Origin of the sequence: Pantoea osteomyelitidis (assembly GCF_044342975.1) — a bacterium.
GTDB classification, from domain to species: Bacteria; Pseudomonadota; Gammaproteobacteria; order Enterobacterales; family Enterobacteriaceae; genus Pantoea; species Pantoea osteomyelitidis.
In genome coordinates, this window is sequence record NZ_JBGFSN010000006.1 from 77,406 (window position 1) to 101,830 (window position 24,425).

The 24,425-nt window shown below is 47.8% G+C and carries 19 protein-coding genes and 1 pseudogene; 4 read left to right on the top strand and 16 right to left on the bottom strand.

Translation table 11 applies throughout. The annotated features are described in order from the left end of the window. Positions 1-24 precede the first annotated feature (24 nt). Positions 25-684 carry a glutathione S-transferase family protein gene (locus ABU178_RS16445; RefSeq protein WP_397216837.1) on the bottom strand — a complete coding sequence of 220 codons (660 nt, stop codon included), beginning with the start codon at positions 682-684 and terminating at the stop codon, positions 25-27. Between the two features lie 113 nt (positions 685-797). Between ABU178_RS16445 and ABU178_RS16450 the strand changes: the two genes are divergently transcribed. After that, positions 798-1,685, top strand: a complete 888-nt coding sequence (locus ABU178_RS16450) for a LysR family transcriptional regulator (RefSeq protein WP_397216839.1) — start codon at positions 798-800, stop codon at positions 1,683-1,685. A 96-nt stretch (positions 1,686-1,781) separates the two neighbouring features. Here the strand turns inward: ABU178_RS16450 and ABU178_RS16455 are convergent, their stop codons facing one another. The 3 genes from ABU178_RS16455 to ABU178_RS16465 form a co-directional block, all read right to left on the bottom strand. Beyond that, complete coding sequence (locus ABU178_RS16455; protein WP_397216841.1) at positions 1,782-2,771, bottom strand: tyrosine-type recombinase/integrase; 990 nt, start codon at positions 2,769-2,771, stop codon at positions 1,782-1,784. 838 nt (positions 2,772-3,609) lie between these two features. Continuing rightward, a complete protein-coding gene (locus ABU178_RS16460) occupies positions 3,610-4,968 on the bottom strand; it encodes an MFS transporter (RefSeq protein WP_397216843.1) in 1,359 nt (452 codons plus the stop codon). 99 nt (positions 4,969-5,067) lie between these two features. Continuing rightward, the gene (locus tag ABU178_RS16465) at positions 5,068-6,132 is read right to left on the bottom strand and encodes a 1,4-beta-xylanase (protein WP_397216845.1); all 1,065 of its coding nucleotides are present in this window, start codon (positions 6,130-6,132) and stop codon (positions 5,068-5,070) included. 270 nt (positions 6,133-6,402) lie between these two features. Here ABU178_RS16465 and ABU178_RS16470 point away from each other — a divergent pair, with 270 nt between their 5' ends. Together ABU178_RS16470 and ABU178_RS16475 are read left to right on the top strand one after the other, a co-directional pair. Next, on the top strand, positions 6,403-7,422 hold the full coding sequence (locus ABU178_RS16470; RefSeq protein WP_397216847.1) for a LacI family DNA-binding transcriptional regulator: 1,020 nt from the start codon (positions 6,403-6,405) through the stop codon (positions 7,420-7,422). Positions 7,423-7,689: 267 nt separating this feature from the next. Then, positions 7,690-7,896: pseudogene (locus ABU178_RS16475) on the top strand (MFS transporter); the annotation flags it as partial. A 138-nt stretch (positions 7,897-8,034) separates the two neighbouring features. Here the strand turns inward: ABU178_RS16475 and codA are convergent. The 7 genes from codA to uidA form a co-directional block, all read right to left on the bottom strand. Beyond that, the gene (gene codA, locus ABU178_RS16480) at positions 8,035-9,273 is read right to left on the bottom strand and encodes a cytosine deaminase (RefSeq protein WP_397216849.1); all 1,239 of its coding nucleotides are present in this window, start codon (positions 9,271-9,273) and stop codon (positions 8,035-8,037) included. After that, positions 9,270-10,505, bottom strand: coding sequence for a PucR family transcriptional regulator (locus ABU178_RS16485; protein WP_397216851.1), 1,236 nt, complete (start codon positions 10,503-10,505; stop codon positions 9,270-9,272). Before ABU178_RS16485 ends, codA begins: the two co-directional genes overlap by 4 nt. Beyond that, entirely contained in the window at positions 10,502-11,770 is a 1,269-nt protein-coding gene (gene codB / locus ABU178_RS16490) for a cytosine permease (RefSeq protein WP_397216853.1), read from the bottom strand. Before codB ends, ABU178_RS16485 begins: the two co-directional genes overlap by 4 nt. A gap of 324 nt (positions 11,771-12,094) precedes the next feature. Then, entirely contained in the window at positions 12,095-13,579 is a 1,485-nt protein-coding gene (locus ABU178_RS16495) for a fructuronate reductase (protein WP_397216855.1), read from the bottom strand. Positions 13,580-13,776: 197 nt separating this feature from the next. Beyond that, complete coding sequence (gene uidC / locus ABU178_RS16500; protein WP_397216857.1) at positions 13,777-15,042, bottom strand: glucuronide uptake porin UidC; 1,266 nt, start codon at positions 15,040-15,042, stop codon at positions 13,777-13,779. 36 nt (positions 15,043-15,078) lie between these two features. Next, positions 15,079-16,452, bottom strand: a complete 1,374-nt coding sequence (uidB, locus tag ABU178_RS16505) for a glucuronide transporter (RefSeq protein ID WP_397216859.1) — start codon at positions 16,450-16,452, stop codon at positions 15,079-15,081. Then, complete coding sequence (gene uidA / locus ABU178_RS16510; RefSeq protein ID WP_397216861.1) at positions 16,449-18,260, bottom strand: beta-glucuronidase; 1,812 nt, start codon at positions 18,258-18,260, stop codon at positions 16,449-16,451. The genes uidB and uidA overlap by 4 nt, the downstream gene beginning before the upstream one ends. Positions 18,261-18,656: 396 nt before the next feature. Between uidA and ABU178_RS16515 the strand changes: the two genes are divergently transcribed. Then, on the top strand, positions 18,657-19,235 hold the full coding sequence (locus ABU178_RS16515; protein WP_397216863.1) for a TetR/AcrR family transcriptional regulator: 579 nt from the start codon (positions 18,657-18,659) through the stop codon (positions 19,233-19,235). 293 nt (positions 19,236-19,528) lie between these two features. Here the strand turns inward: ABU178_RS16515 and ABU178_RS16520 are convergent, their stop codons facing one another. The 5 genes from ABU178_RS16520 to ABU178_RS16540 all read right to left on the bottom strand — a co-directional run bounded on the left by ABU178_RS16520 (position 19,529) and on the right by ABU178_RS16540 (position 24,269). Further along, entirely contained in the window at positions 19,529-19,960 is a 432-nt protein-coding gene (locus tag ABU178_RS16520) for a molybdopterin-binding protein (RefSeq protein WP_397216865.1), read from the bottom strand. A gap of 657 nt (positions 19,961-20,617) precedes the next feature. Continuing rightward, positions 20,618-21,121 carry an Lrp/AsnC family transcriptional regulator gene (locus tag ABU178_RS16525; RefSeq protein WP_397216867.1) on the bottom strand — a complete coding sequence of 168 codons (504 nt, stop codon included), beginning with the start codon at positions 21,119-21,121 and terminating at the stop codon, positions 20,618-20,620. A 7-nt stretch (positions 21,122-21,128) separates the two neighbouring features. Continuing rightward, complete coding sequence (locus tag ABU178_RS16530) at positions 21,129-22,499, bottom strand: aspartate aminotransferase family protein (RefSeq protein WP_397216869.1); 1,371 nt, start codon at positions 22,497-22,499, stop codon at positions 21,129-21,131. A 14-nt stretch (positions 22,500-22,513) separates the two neighbouring features. Beyond that, positions 22,514-23,566, bottom strand: coding sequence for a phosphotransferase (locus ABU178_RS16535; RefSeq protein WP_397216871.1), 1,053 nt, complete (start codon positions 23,564-23,566; stop codon positions 22,514-22,516). A gap of 31 nt (positions 23,567-23,597) precedes the next feature. After that, entirely contained in the window at positions 23,598-24,269 is a 672-nt protein-coding gene (locus ABU178_RS16540; protein ID WP_397216873.1) for a haloacid dehalogenase type II, read from the bottom strand. Between the last annotated feature and the right edge of the window lie 156 nt (positions 24,270-24,425).

Sequence of the window (24,425 nt, forward strand, 5' to 3'; positions counted from 1 at the left end):
AGGCTGGCGGCGTCCTGTGTGCGGTCAGCTGGTGGTATTAAGGACGCCAGCTATACGATTTTCTACCTCATCACGTGTAGCAGCCCACGCGGGTACGGTCTCAAGCAGACGCTGGTGCCAGGCGAACAGATTCGGGAATTCTTCAAAAGGTGCGCCAGTCCGTTTGTACTGCGAGAAAGGCGCAGCAATATCAATATCTGCAAGGGTCAACGCATCTCCGACGATGAATTTTCGGGTCGAAAGATGATAATCCAGCACTTTTGCAGCGTTGCTGATATTGGCCATCGCCAGCTGGACAATATCGTCAGTTTTCGGCTTGCCCATGAATGTCGCGTCTGCCCATTCATTGAAAAGCAAGGTCGAAAATATCCGCCACTGCTCACCAGCCCAGAACATCCATTGCAGGACCTCCAGCTTCTCTGAAGCTGTCCGGCCAAGCAGACTGGAGTGCATTTTCCCGGCGAGATAGAGGTTTATGGCTGACGCTTCCCAGATGAGGGTATCGCCGTCCTGAAGTACGGGAGTAAGCCCGTGCGGGTTCAGCTTCAGGAAATCAGGAGTATGACTTTCACCCTTGAACAAATCGATATTGATACGTTCGATAGTGACGCCCATGATTGCGGCGGCAGTTGTGACGCGACGCAGGCTACCTGAACCTGGATCACCGTAGATTTTGATGGTCATAGTTTTCCTCATATATTGCTATGGGTTTACAAAAAGGATGACCAAATCAAAATAAACTCTTTCACCAAATAAAATTATACTGTCATTTCGCAGAACACTTATTTGGAATATGAATGACTGATCGCTGGCTTGAAATCGACGTTTTTACTCGTGTGGCAGAGTCGGGAAGCTTCTCCCGAGCCGCTCAGGAGCTCGGGCTTTCACAGCCCTCGACTTCCCGTATCGTCACTGGGCTGGAAACGCGCCTTGGGGTAAAACTCTTACTACGCACGACCCGAAATCTTGCACTTACAGAAGCCGGCGCTGCGTTTCTGGAAAGGGCGCGCCAGGCGTCTGCCGACCTGGAAGATGCGGAAGATGCGGCCCGGGGAATTGATTCTCTCCGTGGCACCATTCGTCTTGCGGTACCTGTTATGTACGGTACGCGGGCGATCATTCCTGCCTTGGCCGATTTTCTTGAGCATTATCCTGAACTGCGTGTCGAAATTACCATGCGAGATGAGCGCCAGAACCTGATAGCAGCCGGCGTCGACATGGCAATACGCATGGGCACGCTTGAGGACTCCACGTTTGGTGCGCGGCAAATTGCTTCCGTGCCGCGGATGTTGGTGGCATCGCCGGCATACCTCTTTAGAAGAGGGATACCCAAATCACCTGAAGATCTGGCGTTTCATGACGCACTCCTGCACGAACACAGCTTTTCAGAAAAAAGCACACTGAAACTGTTTAAGGCTGGCACCACGGAGGTTGTGACATTACGTGGCCGGGTCAGGATCGACTCGGCACCGGGTATTCTGGCAGCGGCAACGGCAGGACTTGGCATTGCTAACGTCACTACTGTCATGTCAGCCCAGGAGCGACATGACGGCAGTCTTATTCAGTTATTACCTGACTATGCCCTCGAGCCTTTGAAGGCGTTTGCCGTATTTCCTTCGGGTCCTAAGCCTTCGGCTAAGGTACGCGCAGTGACCGCTCACCTCATCGCCGCATTAGGAAATTAAAGAACTGAGTTCTGACCAGCCCGGTGCTTTGGCCAGCTTAATAAGATGTGTCAGGCATAAATGATACTCCGCTTCAGCCTGACGGGAGTAAGTGAATTAAAAACTTAGCTTGTCAGCTGCTTTCCGCAAGCGCTCGTCCCCGCGCCGGTCATACTTCTGCGTGGTGGTGACGCTGGCATGCCCCATCGCATCGCGGACGGTTATCAGGTCTTCGCCGTTATCCAGCATCATCGAGGCGAAGGTGCGGCGTAAGTCGTGCGGCGCGCATTCCTCAATACCGCTTTCCGCCCGGCGCTGGCCGAGAATGTGATAGACCGCCTGCGGCGTCATACGCTGAGACGTGACGTCGTCACCGGCGCGTATCCGGGTGAACAGCGGCCCGTCGCCCTCGCCACGAATCGTTTCCGTCCAGGTGCGGATGCGCCGCCAGACCGACTCCGGCATAAACGCCAGCCGCTCTTTGTTGCCTTTGCCGCGTACCCGCAGCGCCTGCTCCTGATGTAACAGGCTGGCGTAATCCAGACCAATGACCTCCGAGCGACGCAGGCCGCAGCCGAGCATGACCGCCAGCATCGCGGCATCGCGCGGGCCCTTGCAGCCGGCGTCCTGTTCACAGCTGCGGAACAGGGCATGAATTTCTTCCGCGCCCAGCGCCCGGCCGCGGGTCAGCCGACTGCCCCGTACCGCGCGAACGCTGAGGATTTGCTGATAACTTTCCGTGTCCATCTGCTTCATCATCCACGCCTCGCGGGCCGTGCCTTTCAGCGCAGAGAGATAGGTATTGATGGTGGCAGGCGCCCGGCCGCTGACCGAAAGCATCTCCAGCAGGCCGCGGATATGGTGACGGCGCAGGCTGCCCCAGGCGCAGCTCTGGAGGGAGCTGAAGCCGAGCATGCCCGCCACGATATTCAGAAAGGAGCGCATTGTCTGCCGGCTGGCGGCGGATGACAGGCCGATAAGATAGGCCTGCGCCGGGTTCAGCGGCGGGCTGCTGTTAATCGCAGCCAGGGCGGATGCATCCTGCCCGTCAGCGGAAGGAAAATGCGGGGAGCGCGGAAGGAAGCTGTCTTCAGTGAATTCAGTCATTTTCACTCCTGACCTTATGAAGTATGCCGCGTGGGCGACACGCTGAAATCTGGCGCGATTATCCCCTGCTCAACCCCCTCCGGTAAAGCTACTTTTTCAAAGAGGTATTTTAATAAGTAAATATAGGCTTCATGACTCTTCTAATGCTTTCCTCTATTTCGTACTCATAAATAAACGATTTAGCGAACGCAAACGGCGGTGTTCCTGCTAAAAGTTCGCGGGCTAAAGCGTAAACCTCTCAACTTTCAATCTAAGCTGTCCGGCTCTCCAGCGACATCTGACGCAATAAATCAATGAGCGTGCATTGGACGAGTGTATTTTTACCTGTCCAGGGGACATAACGTGGTCAGATAATGCATGCACGCGGAACCTGAGCGGACATCAAGCCGTAAACGGTAGGCTCAGAGCCCCGCTGGGTTATCTGTGACGAAAGAGAGGAGGCGCCAGGTACTCTACGTTGGATGCCTGGAAAAGCAAAATACAGCCAATTTATTGTCTTGGAAATTAGTAATGTGAAAAATTACAATACAATTGTATTGATGATGCCCGGCCTGTACTTACCTTACGCAAATATTTACACCTGACAACTGGTTAGAAGTGGATAATCATTAGACCCCAAAAATTAATAATGCCTGTTTAATGATTTCTCGCCTTAGGTCTGTGCTGATCGGTATAATGATCGGCTTCATAAATATATAGCGAGTCAAAATCAAAATAGGAAGAGCTGAAAGGAAGCCAACCTTCACCCCCGCACATTAAGGATATTTTACACGTTATTTAAAATAGTCAGAAGTAAAAAGCCGAATAAATTTATTATCCGGTCTTCCTGTTTTTATATTTACTTCTCAATGGATGGATGGAATCGTCCATTTCTTAACTCATTCCGAATAATAATATGCTCATCCTCTGTGAAAGAGTACTTTTTCATAATAATTACCCGAATCAGTGCACCCGCTGCTGGTAATAAAGAAATGCAAAAAAACAGTAAAGTCAAGGTGCTTTGTGATTGTGCACTATTTGGTACATATCCTGAGAGGGATAAAATTAAGCCTGAAGCACCACCTGCAACAGCTACAGACAATTTACCGATAAAAGTTTGTCCTGAAAAAGTAATCGCAGCGCAACGTTTACCTGTATGATAATAAGAATATTCCACGGTGTCTGCTATCATGGCTGATATAATCGGATTAGTCATCATGAAAATTGCGGAAATTATGGTTAGCCATACTAGCACAGCCTTTTCATTGCTATAACCGGTAAACCAGAATCCTACGCGAGCCACAATTTCCAATAGACATAACGCAATTAATAAATCTCTTTTTTTAAAGCGTCTTGTTAATAACGGTGTTCCAAGGCAAGCCAAAGCGCAGACAAGCGTAATAGTTCCTATAATCGAAACAAGTCCCGCATTACCCATATTATAGGTAAAGAAAAATATGTATAAATTGCTAACTATGTTAGAAAATACATTCATAAAGAATGCGCTCAGAATGAAAAAAAGAGGTTTATTTTTCAAAACTACAATAAATGTCTGCTTTAAAGTCACCTTTTCATTTGTTGTGATCTTAATGCGCTCTTTAACATTAAAAAATCCATTCAACATTAACGCCACGCCTAAGACCATTAAGGCAAATGCAGCCAGAAAATAACCATTGTTTTTGCTGATATTAGAGAAGAAATGGATAAAATAAGGGAAAAGAATCAGCGTTCCGCCAATTCCTGCATTCACCCCTAACATAGCACATGTTGCCGCTTTAGCTCGTTCCTGTGGCTCGTCTGTCATGACAGAAGTCATTGACCAGAAAGGAATGTCTGATAAAGCATAAAGTGTTCCCCAGATAATATAGGTGATGCCTGCATAGAGAGTTTTTGTGGTAAGGCTGGCCTCAATATTATAAAATGCTGCAACAGTCACCAGGCCAATGAGAGCAGGTGCTATAAGCAAAAATGGGCGAAATTTACCTCTGCGCAAGTTTAATGTATCCATTATCCCTGCTATCAGTGGGTCATGTATTGCATCCCATAATCTTGCCCCAAGGAATATTATGCTTGCAGCAACTGGAGAAATCCCCATTACGTCTGTATAAAAATAAAGAATAAAGCTACCTACCAACCCGAAACTCAGGCATTGCCCCATGCCATATCCGAAGTAAGACATGAGTTCCTTGAGAGGTATTTTATGGATTGTATGGTTCATATAATAATTGCCTTTTATAGAGAGCACAGAAAGGTTTTTTATTTTACTGATGCAATATTGGCACTAAGCTGCACTGCGAAGCTAAACTCTCCCTAAAATTTAATCGCGTAATTGAGAAAGAAGCTGTTTTTCTGATTCGTCATAAGCTACGCCATTCTCATTAAAAAAATCATGAAACCAACGCTCCCGGAAAGTAGCGTCAGACTTTTTAATTTCAGGCCATGGAATATGAGTTTGTGTACGACCTTTAACGAGCCCCCATTGATAACAGCCGATCCCCTCTTCTTTAAATATTGGAAGCTGTTCATGCATATGTGACTCAGCATGTCGTGCCAGCCATTCGGTACAGAGCATTGGCCTGTGATACTTTTTCAACACATCAATGGCCTTATGCAATAAACTGGCAGGGACGTACGCATGAAACGAAATGATATCAGAAAGCTCTAGCGCTCGTATATCAGTCTGGTGCTCATAAATTGGGTCATGAGGATTAAGAATATTTGCGATATGCCATGCACCTACTGTGAGCGGTTGTGAAGGATTTACCTCTCGGGCCCATTTAAATGCAAGTTCCATTAATCTGTGGCTGAACATTTCCATTGCCGGGTCAAAAGCGACTTCTCCGATTGGCGTAAAAATCATGCGGTTAGTTGGCTCATTATATAGATCCCAAATGATGATTCTTTTATCTTCTGCGAAATAGCCAATAACATCTTTAAGATAGTCTTTTATCTGCATCCATAAATAGGGCTGCATGACTATATTACGTCCGGGACTTGCTGCAGCCTGACTATTATGAACGCCAGGTAAAGGATCTTTTTGGCGGCCAATAAAGGGGTGCTCTCCTGAAAACCCACAGTCGTCCATCAGGGTAAGCATAACTTTTATGTTATTACTGGCACTGATAGCCAGAAAAGTTTCAATCCGCGCAATTAATCTGTCTCTGTCATGTAACCACACGATAAAAGGCAAATTTGTGCGAAGGCTGTTATAACCGGCATCCCGAGCCCATTTAAGCTCTTCCATAATACATTCAGGATCAAACGTATCTTGCTGCCACATCTCCGTCCAGTTAACAGCTGTACGGGGCAGGTAATTAAAACCAACCAGCCAGCCATTCTGCTCGTACCAGTCTTGCGCTTGCTCTTTAGTCCATTGGTTCATATCAGATCTCATCAAATTCATTTATCAGGTTTTCGTTAATATATTAGCTAATAATTATTAATCAAACCTTATTTTTATTAACAGTGACAATGGTCACATTAAAGATAAAAAAATAAAAAAATCATTATTTATCAGGTAGATAACTTTTCAATGATTTGCTTTCAGAGAAAGTTGTGCGATGTTAAGTTTATGGAGAAGGATAGACTGATGCCTTTCGGTGAAAATCATGTAGGATATTTTTAGCCAAACAGATAAAGATATGAGTAATTTATGAGCAAAAAGAGCAAAGTGACGATGAGTCATATCGCTGCCAGATGTGGTGTGTCACAATCTACCGTATCATTAGTTCTCAACGGTAATGCCAGCATTAAGCTGGCCGATTCAACCCGAGATAAAGTGCTCCGTATAGCTCGTGAAATGGGCTATATTCATAAAGCCGCTGCTCAACCCTCTAATCTTGATAAAATAGCCTTGATTTTCAATGGATTAATTCATCACGATCCTTTCATCGAGGCTATCACTGCCGTTCAACAGGCCGCGTCAAAAAATAACTTGTTACTCGTTATTTTTGACCTTGAGCATGAAACTGAGCAATATTCCAGATTAGAGAAAGAATTAAGCTCCGGAGGTTATCTTGGGTTTATTTACGCCAGTTCAATGACGACTAAAGTTTTGCCTGTTTTTACCCATCTTTCGCTACCGGTCGTCATACTTAATGGCTATTGTCCGCAAATGCCCGATGCCCCCTGTATTTTGCCAGCTGACAAGCTTGGTTCTTATAAAGCAACCACCCATTTGATAGAACAAGGATATAAAAAAATAGCCATTCTTGCAGGAGAATTATGGATGGATGCGGCTATAGAGAGAATTGAAGGCTATCGGCAGGCGCTTATCAATAATGATATTATTCCTGACGACAGGTATATGCAGGTCACCAACTGGTCTCTGAAAGAGGCTTATAACAAGACGCTTGATTTGTTAAATACAGACCCGCCTCCAGAAGCTATTTTTTGCTCAAGTGATTATATTGCTTTAGGATGTTATCAGGCTATCTACAAATCCGGTTTAACTATACCCAGAGATATTGCAGTTATTGGCTATGATAATCAGAGCCTTTCTTCTGAATTAACTCCTGAGCTAAGTACTGTGGACCTCCCTTACAGCGAAATGGGAGAGTTAGCATTTCATACACTGCTGAATGTTATCCAGAACTCCCCTTTATTATCAAAAAAAATGAAAATTGAAGGTGAATTAATTGTCAGAGAATCATCATTAAAATCAATAGATTAGAAAAAATTTTCTCTCAGGCCTCTTAAGCAGTTTTTGATGGCAGATACAAGTGATTCTCTAATCCTCTGTTCATATAATCTGCTTAAACCGATCGAAAAGACATTTGCCGCAAACTGTGTTGTAGGCTTTCTCTGACCTGCTCCCCGTTGATTAGTACATCCCGATGTTAGTAATTTCTTCATAATCCACATGAGGACATCCCCATAAAGAAGCGTTTTTCCGACCGACAGATCATCAGTATTCTCCGCGAGGCGGAAGCCGGGGTTTCTGCCCGTCAGCTTTGCCTTAGGCTCGCTATCTTTTAGCCTAACTTTTGTCGTGATTGTTCTAATAGGCTTTGATATGCCTTCCCGCTTTCAAAAATGGAACCGCCCAAGTGGTTTAAGAATGAATGATGCGATTGATGGTAAACCTTTCAGTGGCGCCCTTAAATCTGTTAAAAATAGTAGTAAAACGAGGTCTGTTCGTGGTTGATATTGATAATTGAGTTAATGAATCTCTATTAAAATGTTTGATTTTCTTAGGGCAGAAAGTTTTTAAAAAAACGTGTTTGAAATGGTAGCAATATGAATCATCATTCATTTTGCTACCGCTGCTTTCGTCAAAAAAGGTTTATGCCGGATAAGTTATCTGTTCCGGTTGGCGCTGCATGATGATATTACCGTGGCGAATTGAGGTCAGCACTTTTGCCTGACGGCACACTGCTTCGTAGTCGTTTTCCGCATCAAGAATAAGCAGATTCGCCGGTCTGCCTTCGGCAATACCATAACTGTCGCCCAGGCATAGCGTTCTGGCACTGTTATCGGTAATAAAATCGAGGCAACGTTGCAAATCTTCATATCCCAACATATGGCAAATATGGAGTCCGGCATCGAGGACGCGCAGAATACTCCCGTTCCCCAGCGGGTACCACGGGTCTTTGATCGAGTCCTGAGCAAAGCAGACATTTATTCCGGCCCGGTCCAGCTCTGCCACCCGTGTAACACCGCGCCGTTTTGGCCAGCTATCGAAACGCCCTTGCAAGTGAATACTCTCTGTCGGGCAGGAGATAAAGTTAATCCCTGAGTTTTTCAGCAAGCGGAAAAGCTTAGAGCAGTAAGCATTGTCGTATGAGCCCATAGCACATGTGTGGCTGGCCGTTACCCTGGCGCCCATTCCGCGTACGCGGGCCTCTTCTGCCAGCATCTCTAAAAAACGGGATTGCGGATCGTCAGTCTCATCGCAGTGAACGTCTACAAGGCGGCCATAGCGTTCAGCAAGATCCATCAGAAAAGTGACTGAGCTCGCGCCCTGGTCCCGGGTATTTTCATAATGCGGAATCCCTCCCACGACGTCTGCTCCCATTTCCACCGCTCGGATCATGAGTTCGCGTCCGTTCGGGAAAGACTCAATACCTTCCTGCGGAAAAGCAACAATTTGCAGATCAAGAATGTTCGCAACTTCCGATTTCACTGCCAGCATGGCTTCCAGCGCGGCAAGCGAAGGTTCGGTGACATCAACATGCGTACGTACATGTTGGATACCGTTATCACGCAGCATAGCGATTGTCGCCAGCGTTCGTTGGCGGGTATCCTCTGCGGTCACGGTTTCCTTGCGCTGGCTCCAGCGGGCAATTCCTTCGAACAGGGTACCGCTCATATTCCATTCCGGTTCGCCGACTGTCATTGCATAGTCCAGATGAATATGTGGTTCAACAAAGGGAGGAATAACCAGCTTATGTTGCGCATCAATATCGTCCACCGCCATGTCTGTCGACGTGCTCTGGCGGATAATGGTTTTGATTACGCCTTTCTCCAGTTCGATTGAATATGACCCTTCCTGATGACGTAAGCGTGCGTTGATAATTTTCATAACTTTTTCCATAGATAGTTTTGCGACATGCGCCAAATCACAAGCGCGACAGAGGCGTTCAGTTGAAAATGGGGATGACTGACCTGGTAGCCGGTCAGTTTTTCTATACGTTGCATACGCTGATGTAAGGTGTTGCGGTGTATTCCCAGTCGTTCAGCCGCTTTCACTACGTTACCGCTTTCCTGTAACAGGATTTCCAGCGTCTCCATTAATAAATACGGTGCTTTCCGGTCAGGCTCTGTCAGGCAGCCAAGGGTGTCATGCATAAAATCCGTAAGCAGTGTCGGATCGCCGACAGCGGAAAGAAGTTTGATAAAACCCAGTTGCTGGTAATCGCTGATACGCTGCGCAGGGCGCAGGCTGTCCGTCAGATCCAGTGCCTGGCGGGCCTGGGTGAGTGCTTTGGCATAACCCTGCAATTGCCGCACGGGAGCAGAGAGGCCGCACAGTAATGACAACGTGCTGTTAGCTTCGGCCAGGGATTGCAGCCAGTGCTGAAGCCATTTTTTCTGAATGTAAAAATCGCCTTCGTTATCGGGCAGCAGAAATATAAACATATTGTTGCGCTCAATAAGCGGATACGGATTTTCTTGTTGGTTAAGCTGCTTTTGTAACTGTTGTCGAATAGTCCGCTGAGTTTGTTGCAACCAGGCTTCTGCTTGTTCTGCAGGAAACTGGCGGAACAGCTGTTGTATTCCTTCGAGGCGTAAAGCTGCCACTCTGAGTGGTTTTGTAAGATCCAATTGCTGGTGCGAAGCGCGCTGCTGGATAATATGAAGATCGGGATAGTCGCCGGTCAGAAGTTGCAGCATGATATCGCGACGTGACTGAAGCGTGTTTTCACTGCTGACCAGCGCAGTGCCGATCCGCTCCGTCACGATCACCATTTTCAGTAAATAGGGCTGCTCAATCAGCGGAATGCCGAGTTCATCCGCCAGCGTAATAACACGCGCGGGGATCTCGTTGATATAGGCACCCCCGGTAAGGATAACCAACCCGGCAATAGCGCGTTGTTTTCCTTCCAGCAGCAAATTAACCAGATTGTCTTCATCTCGCGGATAATTAACGCCGGTTATGAACACCAGTTCCCCGCCCATAATCCATTCGGAGATCGTTTCATTTTCAGCCAGGTAGTACCAGCGAACCGGCAGATGCAATCCTTGTTTCCCCGCACGCAACTGAAGAGCAGAAAGCTCCTCGAGAGCAAGAATTTCGGTTACCGTCATGCTCATTCCTGTTGCTCCACGACAGTACCGACCACTCTCCGACGTTTGCTAAGGGTAGTCAGCGCAATATAGGCCGCAGCCGATACAGTGATTCCTACCAATGGCGCTACCCATGATGAGAAATACGCCACTACTGCTCCTGCGGCATAAGCACAAAGTCCCGGCCAGTTAAAACGTGGTAACCGGACGGAGTGAATGAGCGGATAACGACCGTGGCGATGGAACCAGTAATCAGCAAGGATAACGCCGCCAATCGGTGGAATAATGCTGCCCAGCAGAACGAGAAAAGGAATCAATATTTCATACATTCCGCCAAGAGCCAGCAGAATACCTACTGCTGCAGCAACCACCGTCAGGGTACGACGGCGCTCGCTACGAAACAGATGACAGGCGGCGGCAGATACGTTGTAAATCGTTGGTCCCTGAATAGTTAACAGGTTAAGACACAGCATAATAACGGCGGCGACAGAGAGTCCCTGAAGCACCAAAATGGCGACGATATCAGCTTGTTGATAGACAATTGCACACCATGCCCCGGCAATGATCATCAGGCCATTGCCCAGCAGGAAGCTCATCATGCTTGAAATAATTGCCGTGCGGCTGGAATTAGCCAGTCGGGTCCAGTTAGTCACCTGGGTCGCACCACTGGCAAATGTTCCAAAAACCATCGTAATGGCCGCGGACCAGCTCATGGTTTCTGTTGGTTCGATTTTTGTCATTGCCTGCCAGCCGCCAGCATGATGGGTTGCAATAAACATCGCCACTATCAACAAAACAAACATTAGCGGGACTGAAATACGGGAAAGAGCGTCCAGGCCTTTGTAGCCAACCAGGGCGGTAATACAGAAAAGGACACCAAACAGCACCATCAAGGGCATGATGAGCGTGGAGGGTAAATCCAGAATTTTCACTAAAGATATAGCTACTGTTGCTGTACCCCATGCATACCATCCCAGTTCGGCGAAACCGAGAATAAAGTCAGCCAGTTTGCTGCCAACCTCCCCAAAGCAGAACCGCCCCATCAGGACTGTATTAAGCCCACTGCGCGCTGCTATCCAGCCTAGCGATGCGGCGTACAGAGCCAGCAGAAAATTACCTGTCACTGCAATCCATAACATATCGTGGAGAGAGAAAGAGAGGCCTAATTTGCCGCCAGCAAACATCGTGCCGGTAAAAAACGTAAAACTAAATAACACCATCGATATGGAAAAAATGCCTTTACGTCCCGAGGCCGGAGCTTCAGTGAGGGGGAAATCATTGTCTTTTGACATTTTGAAACCTCTAAGATAGTGATGCAGATAAGATCAGTATCCTCATAGCAAGAGGTGTGCCAAAAAAACACGGGCAAGCCTGACAGAGTAAAGTGTGCAATGTGCACAAAAAGAAGAGGAAATTAACGATATTTGGACGCTTTCAGTGCAGGGTGCAAATAATTGCACCAGGAAAGTGCCGAAAGAAATAATGGTTCATCCTTTAAGATACATTTAGCCCTCACCGTGCAGATGATTTTCTGGCTGCTTTTATAGGGTAGCGATCGGAGCAGCAGTCGCTACATTTAGGCAGCCTATACAGTTTCTTGCTCAATGTTAGCGATGCTAATTTTCAGACGCGGTCAGTATCGACAGCACTGTAGCCTTAGCCCCGGTTTCTTTCAGCCTACGGTAAGTTTTCAGCACGCCATTTACAAAGCGTAAATCTGCGGGCAGGTCACTACCAAAAACCTGTTCTAACGCCAGTAAAGACCGGACGGACGCTTCGGTATCCAGGGACTGCTTTACTATTGCAGCGAGCTGCTCAGTAAGCGGGTCAACCACCTTAACTGGCATTCCCTGTTCATTTGTACGGCTGACATAGCACATCCATGCGGTAACTCCCAGCATCAGTAAGGCACATTCACTGCCGTGTGCGAGGTGATAACGTACCGAATCTAGCAGACGATGCGGCAGCTTCTGGCTGCCATCAGCCGCGATTTGTTCAGTGCTGTGTTTCAGTGCTGCATTAGTAAACCGGCGAAGAAGAGTCTGTGCGTAATTTTGAAGATCATAGTCGTATGGCAGTTTTAGTGTGGGTGCCTGTTCTTTCAGCATCAGCGCCAGCACAGCCTTGGAATACGCCGGGTGACTGAGGGTGGCGGCAATAGTGTCATAGCCGTCAAGGCAGCCAAGATAGGCAAGGAAAGAATGGCTGCCATTCAGCATGCGTAATTTCATCATTTCATACGGAACGACGTCAGTTACAAACTGTGCACCGACCCGATCCCAGGCCGGTCTTCCTTTGACAAAATTGTCTTCAATTATCCACTGACGATAGGGTTCACAAGTCACAGCCAACGGATCATCAGCACCTAGTCTGAGCGCAACATGTCGCCTGCTCTCTTCCGTTGAGGCAGGTACAATACGGTCAACCATCGTTGAGGGAAAAGTAACGTGAGCGGCAATCCATTTAGCCAGGTCCGGATCCCGCGCGTGTGCCAGCCCCAACACAACGGCCTGGGTGACGCGACCGTTTTCACGCAAATTATCACAGGATAAAACGCTGAAAGGCTGCTGCCCCGACTGGCGTATTCTGCGCAGTGCCTCAACAATATAACCCACTGCAGATTGAGGCCGCTCAGGAGAGACAAGATCGTGTTGAATCAACGGGTGTGTAAAGTCAGGCTGGCCACGAAAAGCATCAAAGCAGTATCCTTTTTCTGTGATCGTCAGGGAGACAATGGCAGTTTCCGGGCGTGTCATTGCATGTAAGATACTCTCACACCCGTCTGTTTCTGGATGTAGTGCTTCTTTTATTGCACCAATAACCGTTAACTGAGTATCTGTTGCATCCTGCTCCGCGACGCAATACAAAAAATTTTGTGCTTTTAACGTAGCGATCATTCCAGTGCTGTTACCTGGCATCAGGCTGACTTCGCAAATACCCCAGTCACTGTCACTGTTGGCGAGCAGTTGATGTGTATAAAAGGCCTGATGTGCCCGGTGAAAGGCGCCACAGCCAAGATGCACGATGCGGGGGACCAGACGCGCTGAAGTCCATGCTGGCCGGGCTACATTTAACGATGCGGTTGCAATATTTTTTTCCAAAATAAACTCCTTCGAAGGTCGTAAGTCAAAGCTTCATAGCAGAATTATTTTAAATTCCATTGTATTAAAAAGTTAATTGGCAAAGTAATTAACCTGAGCATTGACATGCCAGTGATTTTTTTCAAAAGCGCGTAATTTATTTATTTGATTGCATCTTCCAGGATTTACTGTTTATTATTGCAGGAGGAAAATCGCTTTCATTTTAAAGTGAAATCGTATTGAACGCTCAGCTTTACATCCCAGTAGTTGAGTCTGTCACCCAAAACGCTACCGTTTCTTTTCTCTTTGCCTTTGTCTGCTGCAAGGAAAAAGTTTAACCCTTTTAGCGCACCCTTTGTCTGCCTGTAATTTATTCCACCCAGAAGACCTGCGCCTTTTATTTTTACATCCTGACGATTTGATTCATAGCCATGTGTCAATATTGGTGCGAAAATAATGCTGGTTGATGCTGACAGGTTATAACTGACTCCGGCCTGCCATGACGTCATATTTTCCCGATTACGATCAAGACTCAACGAAAAAGGGTATCCAATATCAGTATCCACTATTGCGCCGCTGACTGAATGTTGCATATAACCCGCACTGGTAAACAGGTTCCCCCACGGGGTTGTCCAGGTCAGTTGTCCGCTGACGAGCGAGGTTTCATCAGGTAATGTTTCAGAGCGGCTCAGGCCATCCAGATGTACATAAAGACCCAGCAGTTCACTTTTTAATGCATATTTATCATTTATCTCAAACCGCTTTTCCAGAATAGTTTGCAGTTGCGTTGAGACGTCCTGCTGAACTGAGGCACCAACAGAATAGCGGCTGCTTTTATCATGCCAGCTTGCTGCCAGAAACGTTCGCGGACGATGCTTGTCATACTTACCCGTTGTCGCATTGTAAACGCCCTCATCACGAATGCCGGTTGCTGAATCCGTCCAGTTGAATACCCGTGTACGCCACATCGCCCAAAACTCAAGGTTAGGTGACAGTGCAAAATAACCCAGTGCCCCTTCCGAAACTGTCGGTAATGTTCGTTGCGAATTACCGGCAATGAGCGGGATACGCCAGGGTAAACTGCCATAGCCGTAGTCGGTACCAAAACGCCCAACTTTTATTGACATATTGTCTGAAGGTTTAATATCTACGGCACCCAGCGCAAAGCCAAAACTGTCATGGTTATCAAGATACCAGCGCGTACTCATATCTTCGCGGGCACCCAGTTTATAAACATAATAAGCTCCCCCTTCCACACGGATATAATCCTGATAGTAACCACTCCTGAAATCAATCAACGCTCCCTGCACCCAGGCATAAATATCTTTTGCATTTCCTGCGCTGGGTTTATTCGCTCGGCGCAACTCATTTTTTAAGCGTATTCTGAAGGCTGATTCGTCTTCCTTCATTTGTCCGGCATAAACAGAGGTACAGGTTGTCAGCACAGCGACAGTCATCACTGCGATGTTCGCAATTTTTTTCATGAGTTAACCCTGGAATTTTTAATTTGTACGAGGCGCTTATTGATTAAAATCCTTAATTAACTGCTGCTGTGCGCGTTTGCGAATATCAATTTCCTGCATGATTTCACTGAATTTTTTATCCGTAAGGGGATAAAACCAGATAATGCCTAGCGCTATTAACATAAACAGGCAAGGAACCAGTGCGATTGATATTTTTATTCCTGTAATGACCTCAGGTGTTTGTGCCTGATTGGCAATATATCCGTTCATTCCCAGAATAAAGGCAGGAAACGATCCACCAATTGCCTGACCACATTTGCGTGTAAAAGAGAAAAACGAGTAGGTCAGGCCTTCGATACGCACGCCCGTTAAATATTCACCATATTCCACCGTGTCGGCTTCCAGTGCCCACATGACAGCCATTGAGATCCCTTGTCCGATGGAAGCAATGGCCAGAGCCGTTAATGCGTAAAGCGGTGTCTGATCTGACAACAAATAAAACAGCAGATACCCCAGGGTTCCGATGCCTGCACCGACAAGAAAGGTGTTCTTCTTACCCATGCGTTTGACAAACCGTGGGACCAGCGGCGCTGAACCGAGCGTGCCTACCAGCATCTGCACTAAAACTAATACCGAAAATAACCCGACATCATTTAATACATAGCGTACGTAGAACAGTGATGAGGCGCTGACGGCGAACGTTGAAATCAGGATACACAGGGCGGCTAAACACAACAGCATCAGCGGCCGGTTTCTCTTTAGCGTCTGCAAACTGATATGCAGTGAAGGCTGTGCGACAATACGCACTACATTTTCCCGTGTAGATTTAAAGCAGATAAAATAGAGAATCAGGCCCGTCAATGCCAGGGTCACAGTCCAGTCAAAATAAATGGATTGTATTTCTGACAGGCTAACGCCACTTATTTTGGGTCCGATAATAAATGCCAGGCAGACAAACGTCATTGCCGCTGCCACGCTACGCGCTGCACCCAGCCTGGCGCGTGACTGAGGCTGCTGTGTCATCGCGGTCGCCAGTGATCCGTAAGGAATATTGACCAGACTGTAACAGAGTCCCAGCCCCATATAGGTCACATAAGCGTAAATGACTTTACTGGTATGGCTCCATTCACTCGGAACACAGAATACCAGCACGCTGAAGAGCATCAGCGGTGCTGTGCCAAACAATAAAAAGGGGCGGAATTTACCCCAGCGCGTATTTACGCTGTCCACAATACGTCCTGCAGCAATATCGGCAAAGGCATCAAAAACGCGCACCACCAAAAGCATGGTTCCGGCAGCAGCGGCACCGACGCCTGCGACGTCGGTATAATAGCTGAGCAGGAACAGTGCGCCCATGGCAAAGGCGATATTATTGGCTACATCGCCCAGACTGTAGCCGATAATGGTTCGCCATGACAATTGTTGGCTCATTCCTTCTCTCCCTGAACTGGCTTTTCGCCAAATGACATCTCCTTCCAGCGTTTTTTCAGCATAAAAGCGGCAGATTTTGGCTTACGATCGCGAGTGAAAATGCCTTTTTTATTTCCGCCGACCCGCATAATGCCTTGTGAAGTGGCGAAATCGGCAAAATTCCACACCTGTTCTCCGGTCACTGCGCTGACGCGATCAAATACCCGGTGATACATCTCAAGCCATGCACACTGATACTCTTCACTCCACATATCGTTATAAACTGAGTGCAGCCCTGCCAGCGTATCGACGCCATATTCCGTCATAATAATTGGCCGGTGTAGCTTTGACTGCCACGCCAGCAGCTCACGTTCTAATACCCGCTCAGCCTTCTCCAGATCGCCGCACTGTACGTACCAGCCGTAATAGCGATTCAGGCAGACCACATCGAAGAGATCGGTAATGGTGTCGGTTTCGGCATCGCAGAACATTACGTTAACGCAGGTAACCGGACGTGATGGATCTAATTCACGGGTAGCCTTAGCCAGAGGTTCGAAGTATTCCCGGGCGCCATCAGGACGCGTATCCGGCTCGTTAGCGATACTCCACATAACCACGCTCGGATGATTTTTGTCGCGTCCGATCAGTTCCTTAATTGCCTGTAAATGGGCTTGCTGCGTTTCACCGTTAACCGCTTCTTCGCTATAAAGCTCTTTGGGTTTTTCACCCTCATCAAAACCAATACCCAGTGACAGATTAAAACCAACCGCGGCAGTTTCGTTTATGACCACGATGCCATGCTCGTCAGCCCAGTCGAGCATTTCTTCGGCATAAGGGTAATGAGACGTACGGTAGGAATTGGCACCAATCCAGTTCATCAGGGCATGGTCATGAACCATCAAAACAGGATCGAATCCTTTCCCACGGAAGTCCGCATCCTCGTGCCTGCCAAAGCCCGTAAAATAAAAAGGTTTATGGTTGATCAGAAACTGCTCGTCTCTGACAGTAACTGAACGGATACCGACCCGTACCGGATATTCATCGCGCTCACCGTCAGCTTCGCTGGAAACCCAGAGTTCATACAGATACCCTTCACCCGGTTCCCAGAGATGAGGTTTATCCATTACAAACAGGCCTGTCGCACCGTGACCTGTAGCAATTTTCTGTTGCTTCCTGTCGCGTAATTCGACCTGAATATCTCCGCTGGAGACAACACTCCATGACAGGGTTGCTTGCTTTCTGTCAGCAGCAACATCGGTCAGCACCGTGATGTCCTGAACGTATGTTTTAGGTGTGGTATAGAGCATCACGCTGCGGTGAATACCCGCATAATTGAAAAAGTCATGAAAATATGACTGCTGTTTTTTACCATTTTCCTGCTGAGTGACTATACCCGGTGGAATGGTTTGCCAGCTAAGTTCATTATTGACGCAGACAGTAATGCGTGCCGTTTCTCCGACTGTTATCAGATGGCTGATGTCCGCTTCGAAAGGGGTATACCCGCCCTGATGCTCCATCACAAAGTGATCATTAACCCATACACTTCCCCGGTGGGTTACGGCATCAAACCGCAGCACAATGCGGCGATCATCCCAGCCGCGTGGAATACGAACTTCCCGCTGATACCAAACATTCCCTACATAGTCATGAATTTCCGCGTCGGCAAACTGGTCGTTATAACTTCCCGGCACGGCAATAGTACGACACACAGGTAAGCCCTGACGCCACCAGCCTTGCTTTAACCCGGTATTCTCTGCATCGAGTGAGAATGACCAAAGACCATCGAGTCGTTTGATTTCGCGGGACACCGTTTCAGTAGGACGTAACATGGTAAAGCTCCTTAAAAGTAAAACAGGGGAAAAGCCTGGGTTACCCGTTAACTGACCAAACCTACAACCAGAAGAGATTCACCAGAAAGCGGGTTCACAGACTTAACATGAAGCTCCAACCGGAAGAATTCGTGGCGTGACGTTCTCAAATGACGATCATAAAATTTTATATTGCAAGTTATAGAGCGAGACTTTGTTCACAAAACATAAAATTACACGATTGACTTTTGGTCTTTTTTGTTCAATCGAACGTTCGTTCGAGTTATTTTAATCTTGTTCCCGGAAGGTTTTCGCACGTGGGATGCAAAAAACCAAAGTTTCAGCGCCAATGTGTGTCTTCCCGGATAACTCTTTTACAATGCCTGTTACGAGCCACTGAATTGATCTGGAAACGGAATGACGCAAAACATAGTTCTCTCTACGCCTGAACGTGTGCTGATTGCGGCACGGCAATGTTTTTCTATTAATGGGTTTCACAGCACATCAATGAAAACCATCTGTAAAACATGTGATATTAGCCCTGGCACCCTTTACCATCACTTTCCCTCAAAAGAGGCGTTGATTCAGGCTATTATTCAGGAAGATCAGGAACGTGCGCTGGTACATTTTCGCGAGCCCATTGCGGAAGAAAAGCTTGTTGATTATCTGGTCGAATCTTTTCTAAAGGTGACTGAGGAAGATAAGGCACAACGTGCGCTGGTGGTGGAAATCATGGCGGAGGGAATGCGCAATGCTGAAGTTGCAACAATGCTCGAAGAAAAATATCTGGCAATCACAGCATTAATAACCGAACGCCTCCGGGAAGCCAGACAAGCGGGCGTTATCGGTACGGCGGTAGATTTACCCTGTGCGGCAAGATTACTATTGACCATGACCTACGGTGCGATCGCCGATGCTGATGCGCTGGGACAGAGTAACAGGGATACGTTTTCCGCCACGCTGAAAAACATGTTTTGTGGCCTGTTACAAATCTGAAGTTTTTAACGATGGCTGGCGAGTTTTGTAGTGGGCTCTGGCTATCAAGGAACCTGTCTGGCACCCTTCTGCATCGAAACTGCTGTCAAGTGAACGCCTGAGCAGGCAGATACCGTTTACGTCGGGTTTCAGTCTGGTTTCATTCCGGCCCTGCCATTCGCTGTTTGTGAGTAAGGTAAATCCACACGGGGTGGTGCATTATTTTAATATCGGTTATGCCAGTAGTTATTAAAGGACGACAGTCAGGTGTCGTCCTTTAATAAAAAAACTAAAACCGTTCTGACAGGTTCGCGTCAGGGTTTTTTAACCGCAAGCAGCACGGAAGAGGCCTTAACGAGAGCGATGACCCTTTTGCCCTCGCTAAGATGCATCTCTTCTATGCTTTCATTCGTGACGACAGAGGTCAGGGTAAGGCCCTCATCTGTAAGGATATGAACGGTAGCGTTTACAGCGCCTCTTTCCACGGCAGTGACATTGCCGGGAAACTGGTTACGGGCTGAAAAAAGCAAACCGCTATCCTCAGTCGCCAGGATAACCCAAGGCGCTTTAATAAGCGCGACCGCTTCTTTACCCGGTTCCAGACCCAGGGTGCTTCTGCTACTGCTGGTCACCACGGCGACGAGTTTCCCACCCTTATCCAATGAAATTTCAATTTCATCATTAACAGAGCCGGGACGAACGGCGGAAATTTTGCCGGGCAACTGATTACGTGCAGATACTGACATACTGTTCTCCTTTATACAGGAAGGTTTAATAACAAACCGAAGTGTATATGAGGACAGGCTTTAGCGCTCTGATGCATCACTGCCCGCCCGACAGTTAACATCCGACGAAAGAACCGTATGCCACAGAAATAAATTTCTACGTATTCACCCGCTTTAAACAGGATTTGCGTGTTTTTCAGATGCGGATCGGCAAACAGGTCGGGCAGGAAAGGATCATCATTTTGCAGGCTAAATCCCTCATCTCGGCTAGCTCAAAGAGATAATCCCCTTCCCCTCAAAGAATTCGTTGCTGCCCGCCTTGTTGACGCCACGGATGGCACAAACACACCGAAAGCATTGGCAGCCAGCAGGTTTGTCAGATCGCGCTGCAACTGAGCCATGCCGTACACGTACTACCTGTCAAAACCCCCTGAGTTTTCTCCCTGTTTCCGCTTTAAAAAAGCACTGAAAATTTTTGCGCAGCACTATGTCAAAAGATGTAACCAGTTAAGTTATTGGGTAACAACATGATTCCATTTTGTTGCAAATGAGAATAATTATTACGTTAGTTTTTTACCAACAAAAATAACCTGGTATACTTATATGTCTTCTTTTTTGACGGAAGAGCAGACATTTCCTTCGATAACGAATTCTGTTCACAGTTAATGATATGCAGTCTTACTTCCAACTCGAACCACCCGTAGCAATGACGGTCAAAGGATCCACGCGCCGCTGATAAGGCTGACGTAATACAATACGACTGGCAAATTTCGCTATACCGATTTCATCTTCCAGTAAACGTTCCATCAACTCCTGAAACATGGAAACGTTAGGGGCGATTATTTTAAGCAGATAATCGTAACCACCGCTGACGTTGTAGCATTCAACAATTTCATGGTACTTGCTTGTGCCCATCTCGAACTTACGAAAATCAGCTGGATAGTGACTCATCAGGGTGATCTCAGAAAATACCACAACATTGCTCCCCAATTTGTCTAGCGTGACCTGTGCTCTGTAGCCCGAGATGATACCGCTTTGTTCCATGCGTTTGGTACGCGTCAAGCACGGACTGGCACTGAGGCCTATTTTCTCGGCCAGTTCAAGGTTTGAACAACGACCATCGCGCTGAAGCAGCTCGATAATCCTGATGTCGAAACGGTCCAAGGGTTTTGAAGATGGCATTAACTGTTCATGACCTCTTATTAGACTGAACATCTTTCGCTGCCGTCGCGTCCTTTAACGCTTCATCGATCGCGCTTATGATCATCCCCGCATGCTCACGCGTCAACACCAACGGAGGGCGGATTTTCAGGACGTTGTGTCCCATTGCACAGGCGCTCAGCAATATTCCCTTCTGACGCATCCGGTTCACAACCTGGCTTGTTAGCCAGCGATCAGGGGTACGCGACTGGCGATCAGACACCAGTTCCACGCCCACGAAGAGCCCTGCCCCACGCACATTACCGATGGCTTGGTGACGATCGCCGAGTGCTGAAATACCATCAAGAAGGCGCTTTCCAACTTCGCGCGCGTGAGCTATCAAGTCATCCTTCTCGATCGTCTTCAAAACGGCTAAGGCTGCTGCACACGAAACTGTATTACCCGCGAAGGTATTGAAGTATCGGGAGCGCTGGCCGAACTCCTCCAATACGTCAGTAGTCGCCAGCAGTCCTGCAATTGGTTGACCATTACCCATCGGTTTGCCCATAGTGACGATATCCGGAATAACACCGTGACGCTGGAATCCCCACATATGCTCTCCTGTCCGTCCAAAACCGGGCTGTACCTCATCAGCAATGAACAGGCCGCCAGACCGCTTAATTGCATCGACCGCACCTTTCAGGAAACCTGTCGGCCCGGGAAGGATACCATCACTTGTAAACAGTGAGTCGACAATCAATGCGGCTGGTTTGATCCCATGACGCTGCAGATCGGCGATTGCGGCTTCGACGTCTCGGGTGAAGCGGTCGCCCAGATCAGCACCATCGGCATGGTATTGGCGAGGCGCAGGCACCATACGCACGTGGGGGCCGAGGTCGACCGCCGTTCCCAGTGATGGCGAGAACAGAGAAACTGCGTCAGTGATACCATGATAAGCTGTCTCGGTGACGATAATGCCGGTGCCGCCAGTGCGTATCTTTGCGATGCGATAGGCGAGGTCGTTCGCCTCACTGCCGGTGCATGTAAGCATGAGATGGGCCAGTTCTGTTTCAGGAACGGTTGCCAGCAAGCGTTCGGCCAACTCCAGAATTGTGTCATGCAAATAGCGGGTATTAGTCGCGAGGGTCTGGACCTGCTTGCAAATCGCCTCGCTCACGGCCGGGTGACAATGCCCCAGCGAGGTCACATTATTGTAAATGTCGAGGTAACGGCGACCTTCAGAATCAATGAGCCAGACGCCTTCACCGCGTACGATATGCAAAGGATGCTCATACATAAGGCGATAGGCGGGTCCCAGAAGCTTATCGCGTCGTTGGATCATCTCCGCAGTAGCAGGTTCCACGTCGGCAAGACCGGGAATGTACGCATTCACCATATTAAGATCTGTCGTGCTTTTCATCGATTTCTACCATTTTAAGTTTCGGATAACAGCCGATCGCGCGCATTCTCGCGGGATATGTCTGCCATTTGTGACAGGGCTTCCCATGCGGCGGGATTGTGACGCATGATATAGGCGCGGTTGTCGGGATATTGGATAACCCGCCATTCCGAAATCAGGGCTGTAATGAGATGGCGCGTTGCCATGAGATCGGCAAGGATTTCCTGCTCCATATCAGTGAGTGCACATTCCTTGTGGTAGGCCCCGACAAACTGAGCAGGCCCCTCAAACGGATCAGCACATCCTGTCATATGAAAGGCTGCTGCGGTTGCCACTTCTCCTACCAATGGCGCATACAGCATGTCTCCAAAGTCGATGATACCAGTGATGCGATCCTGCTCCTCCTGCGCGACGAGCACATTATAAAGATGAAAATCGTTATGTATCACCTGGGTCCTGAGCGATGAAAGAAGAGGCAATACATACTTTTTAAAGCGTGCCATAAATTCAGAGGCAAGCCTGCGATTTTCAGGATTTACAAGGCACTCCAGCTGATCAGTCAATCGATGCGCGGCCGATACGTTCCAAAGAAGGTCGTGGCTGGCGGCAGGATGTGAAAAATCATGTAAGGACAAATCCAGCTTTGCCAGGCAAGTCCCCATGGTGCGACGCTGCTCAGGTGTTCGAACCGTTTCTTTAATCTGTAGCCCTTCCAGATAAGAAAGCATCCGAACAGTTGTGCACGCCCCGTTATTTAACGAAATTTTTTCACAGCTTTGTCCGCTCAATGTCCGGATAATACGTGGAATAGGCAGATCAGGAGAGACCTCAGCGACATGATTAAGTGCAGCAATCTGGAAATCTACAACCGATGCAGATTCAGACTGATTACTGATCTTAAAGACATATCGTGTCCCATCCCTTTGCTCGATGCAGCAATTCTGGTCGCGCTCTCCAGCCAACTGACTGACAGTGCCTTCGATTCCATACAGTCTTGCTACTATAGACTGCACCTCTGAGAGGGGAATACTTGGGGCTTCTGTACTCAGTTCGGCCGCATCGGTCACTTGCGAGTGTACCTTCAGCATTCTAATCCTCGCTTCATCTTGCCGCTCCGATTTAAAGATCAAGTCCCAGCAAGGCAGTAAGCTGACGGAAATCAGTCAGCCGGCTCACACCGTACCCATCAAAAGCAGGTTCGTGGCCGCGATCAATAAATGCTTTGGCCATGAAACCGAGGTCAGACGCCGTCATCATGTCGTAACGAAAGCTAGACGAGCAGTGCATCATCTGCTCAGGCCCGCAACCCAATTTGTCGAACATATATTCGAAGATCTGGGCACGCGGCTTGTAAGCGCGAGCATCTTCAGCAGTGTATACAGCGTGGAAGCTGGCCTTAAGATGCGCGACACTGTGTGGGATGAGATCAACCATCGAATTCGACAAAATCACTAACGGAATATGTCGTGCAACCACCTCCAGTGTCTCGACGACATGAGGATGAGGCTGCCAGGTTGGCACAGCATCATAGAGCGCTTGTGCGTCAGAAGAACGGTATTCGATTCCGTGCGCTTTGCACGCCCGTTGGATGGCGTTCTCGATAACCTGAAAAAAGGGTTTCCAGTCACCCAGAACTTCATCAAGTCGATAGAAGCGAAAGCTTTCAAGAAACGCAGGCATCCGCTTTTCATTAACGCGATCAGTGAAGAGTTTTTTCGCCGTTGGCCCCATCTCAAAGTTAATGAGTGTTCCGTAACAATCAAGACTTATGAACTTCGGTTTAAAAATCATTGGATTAACCTTCTTCCTTTGGTATAGAAGAAGTATATCGTCCTGAACGAACATAAAATTTCAGATTGTTTGGGGAATGAAGTCAGTCTTACTTAATTCATAGCCAATCACAGCATTTATTGATTTTCGGTATGTTTGTAGTGGCCAACTAAAACA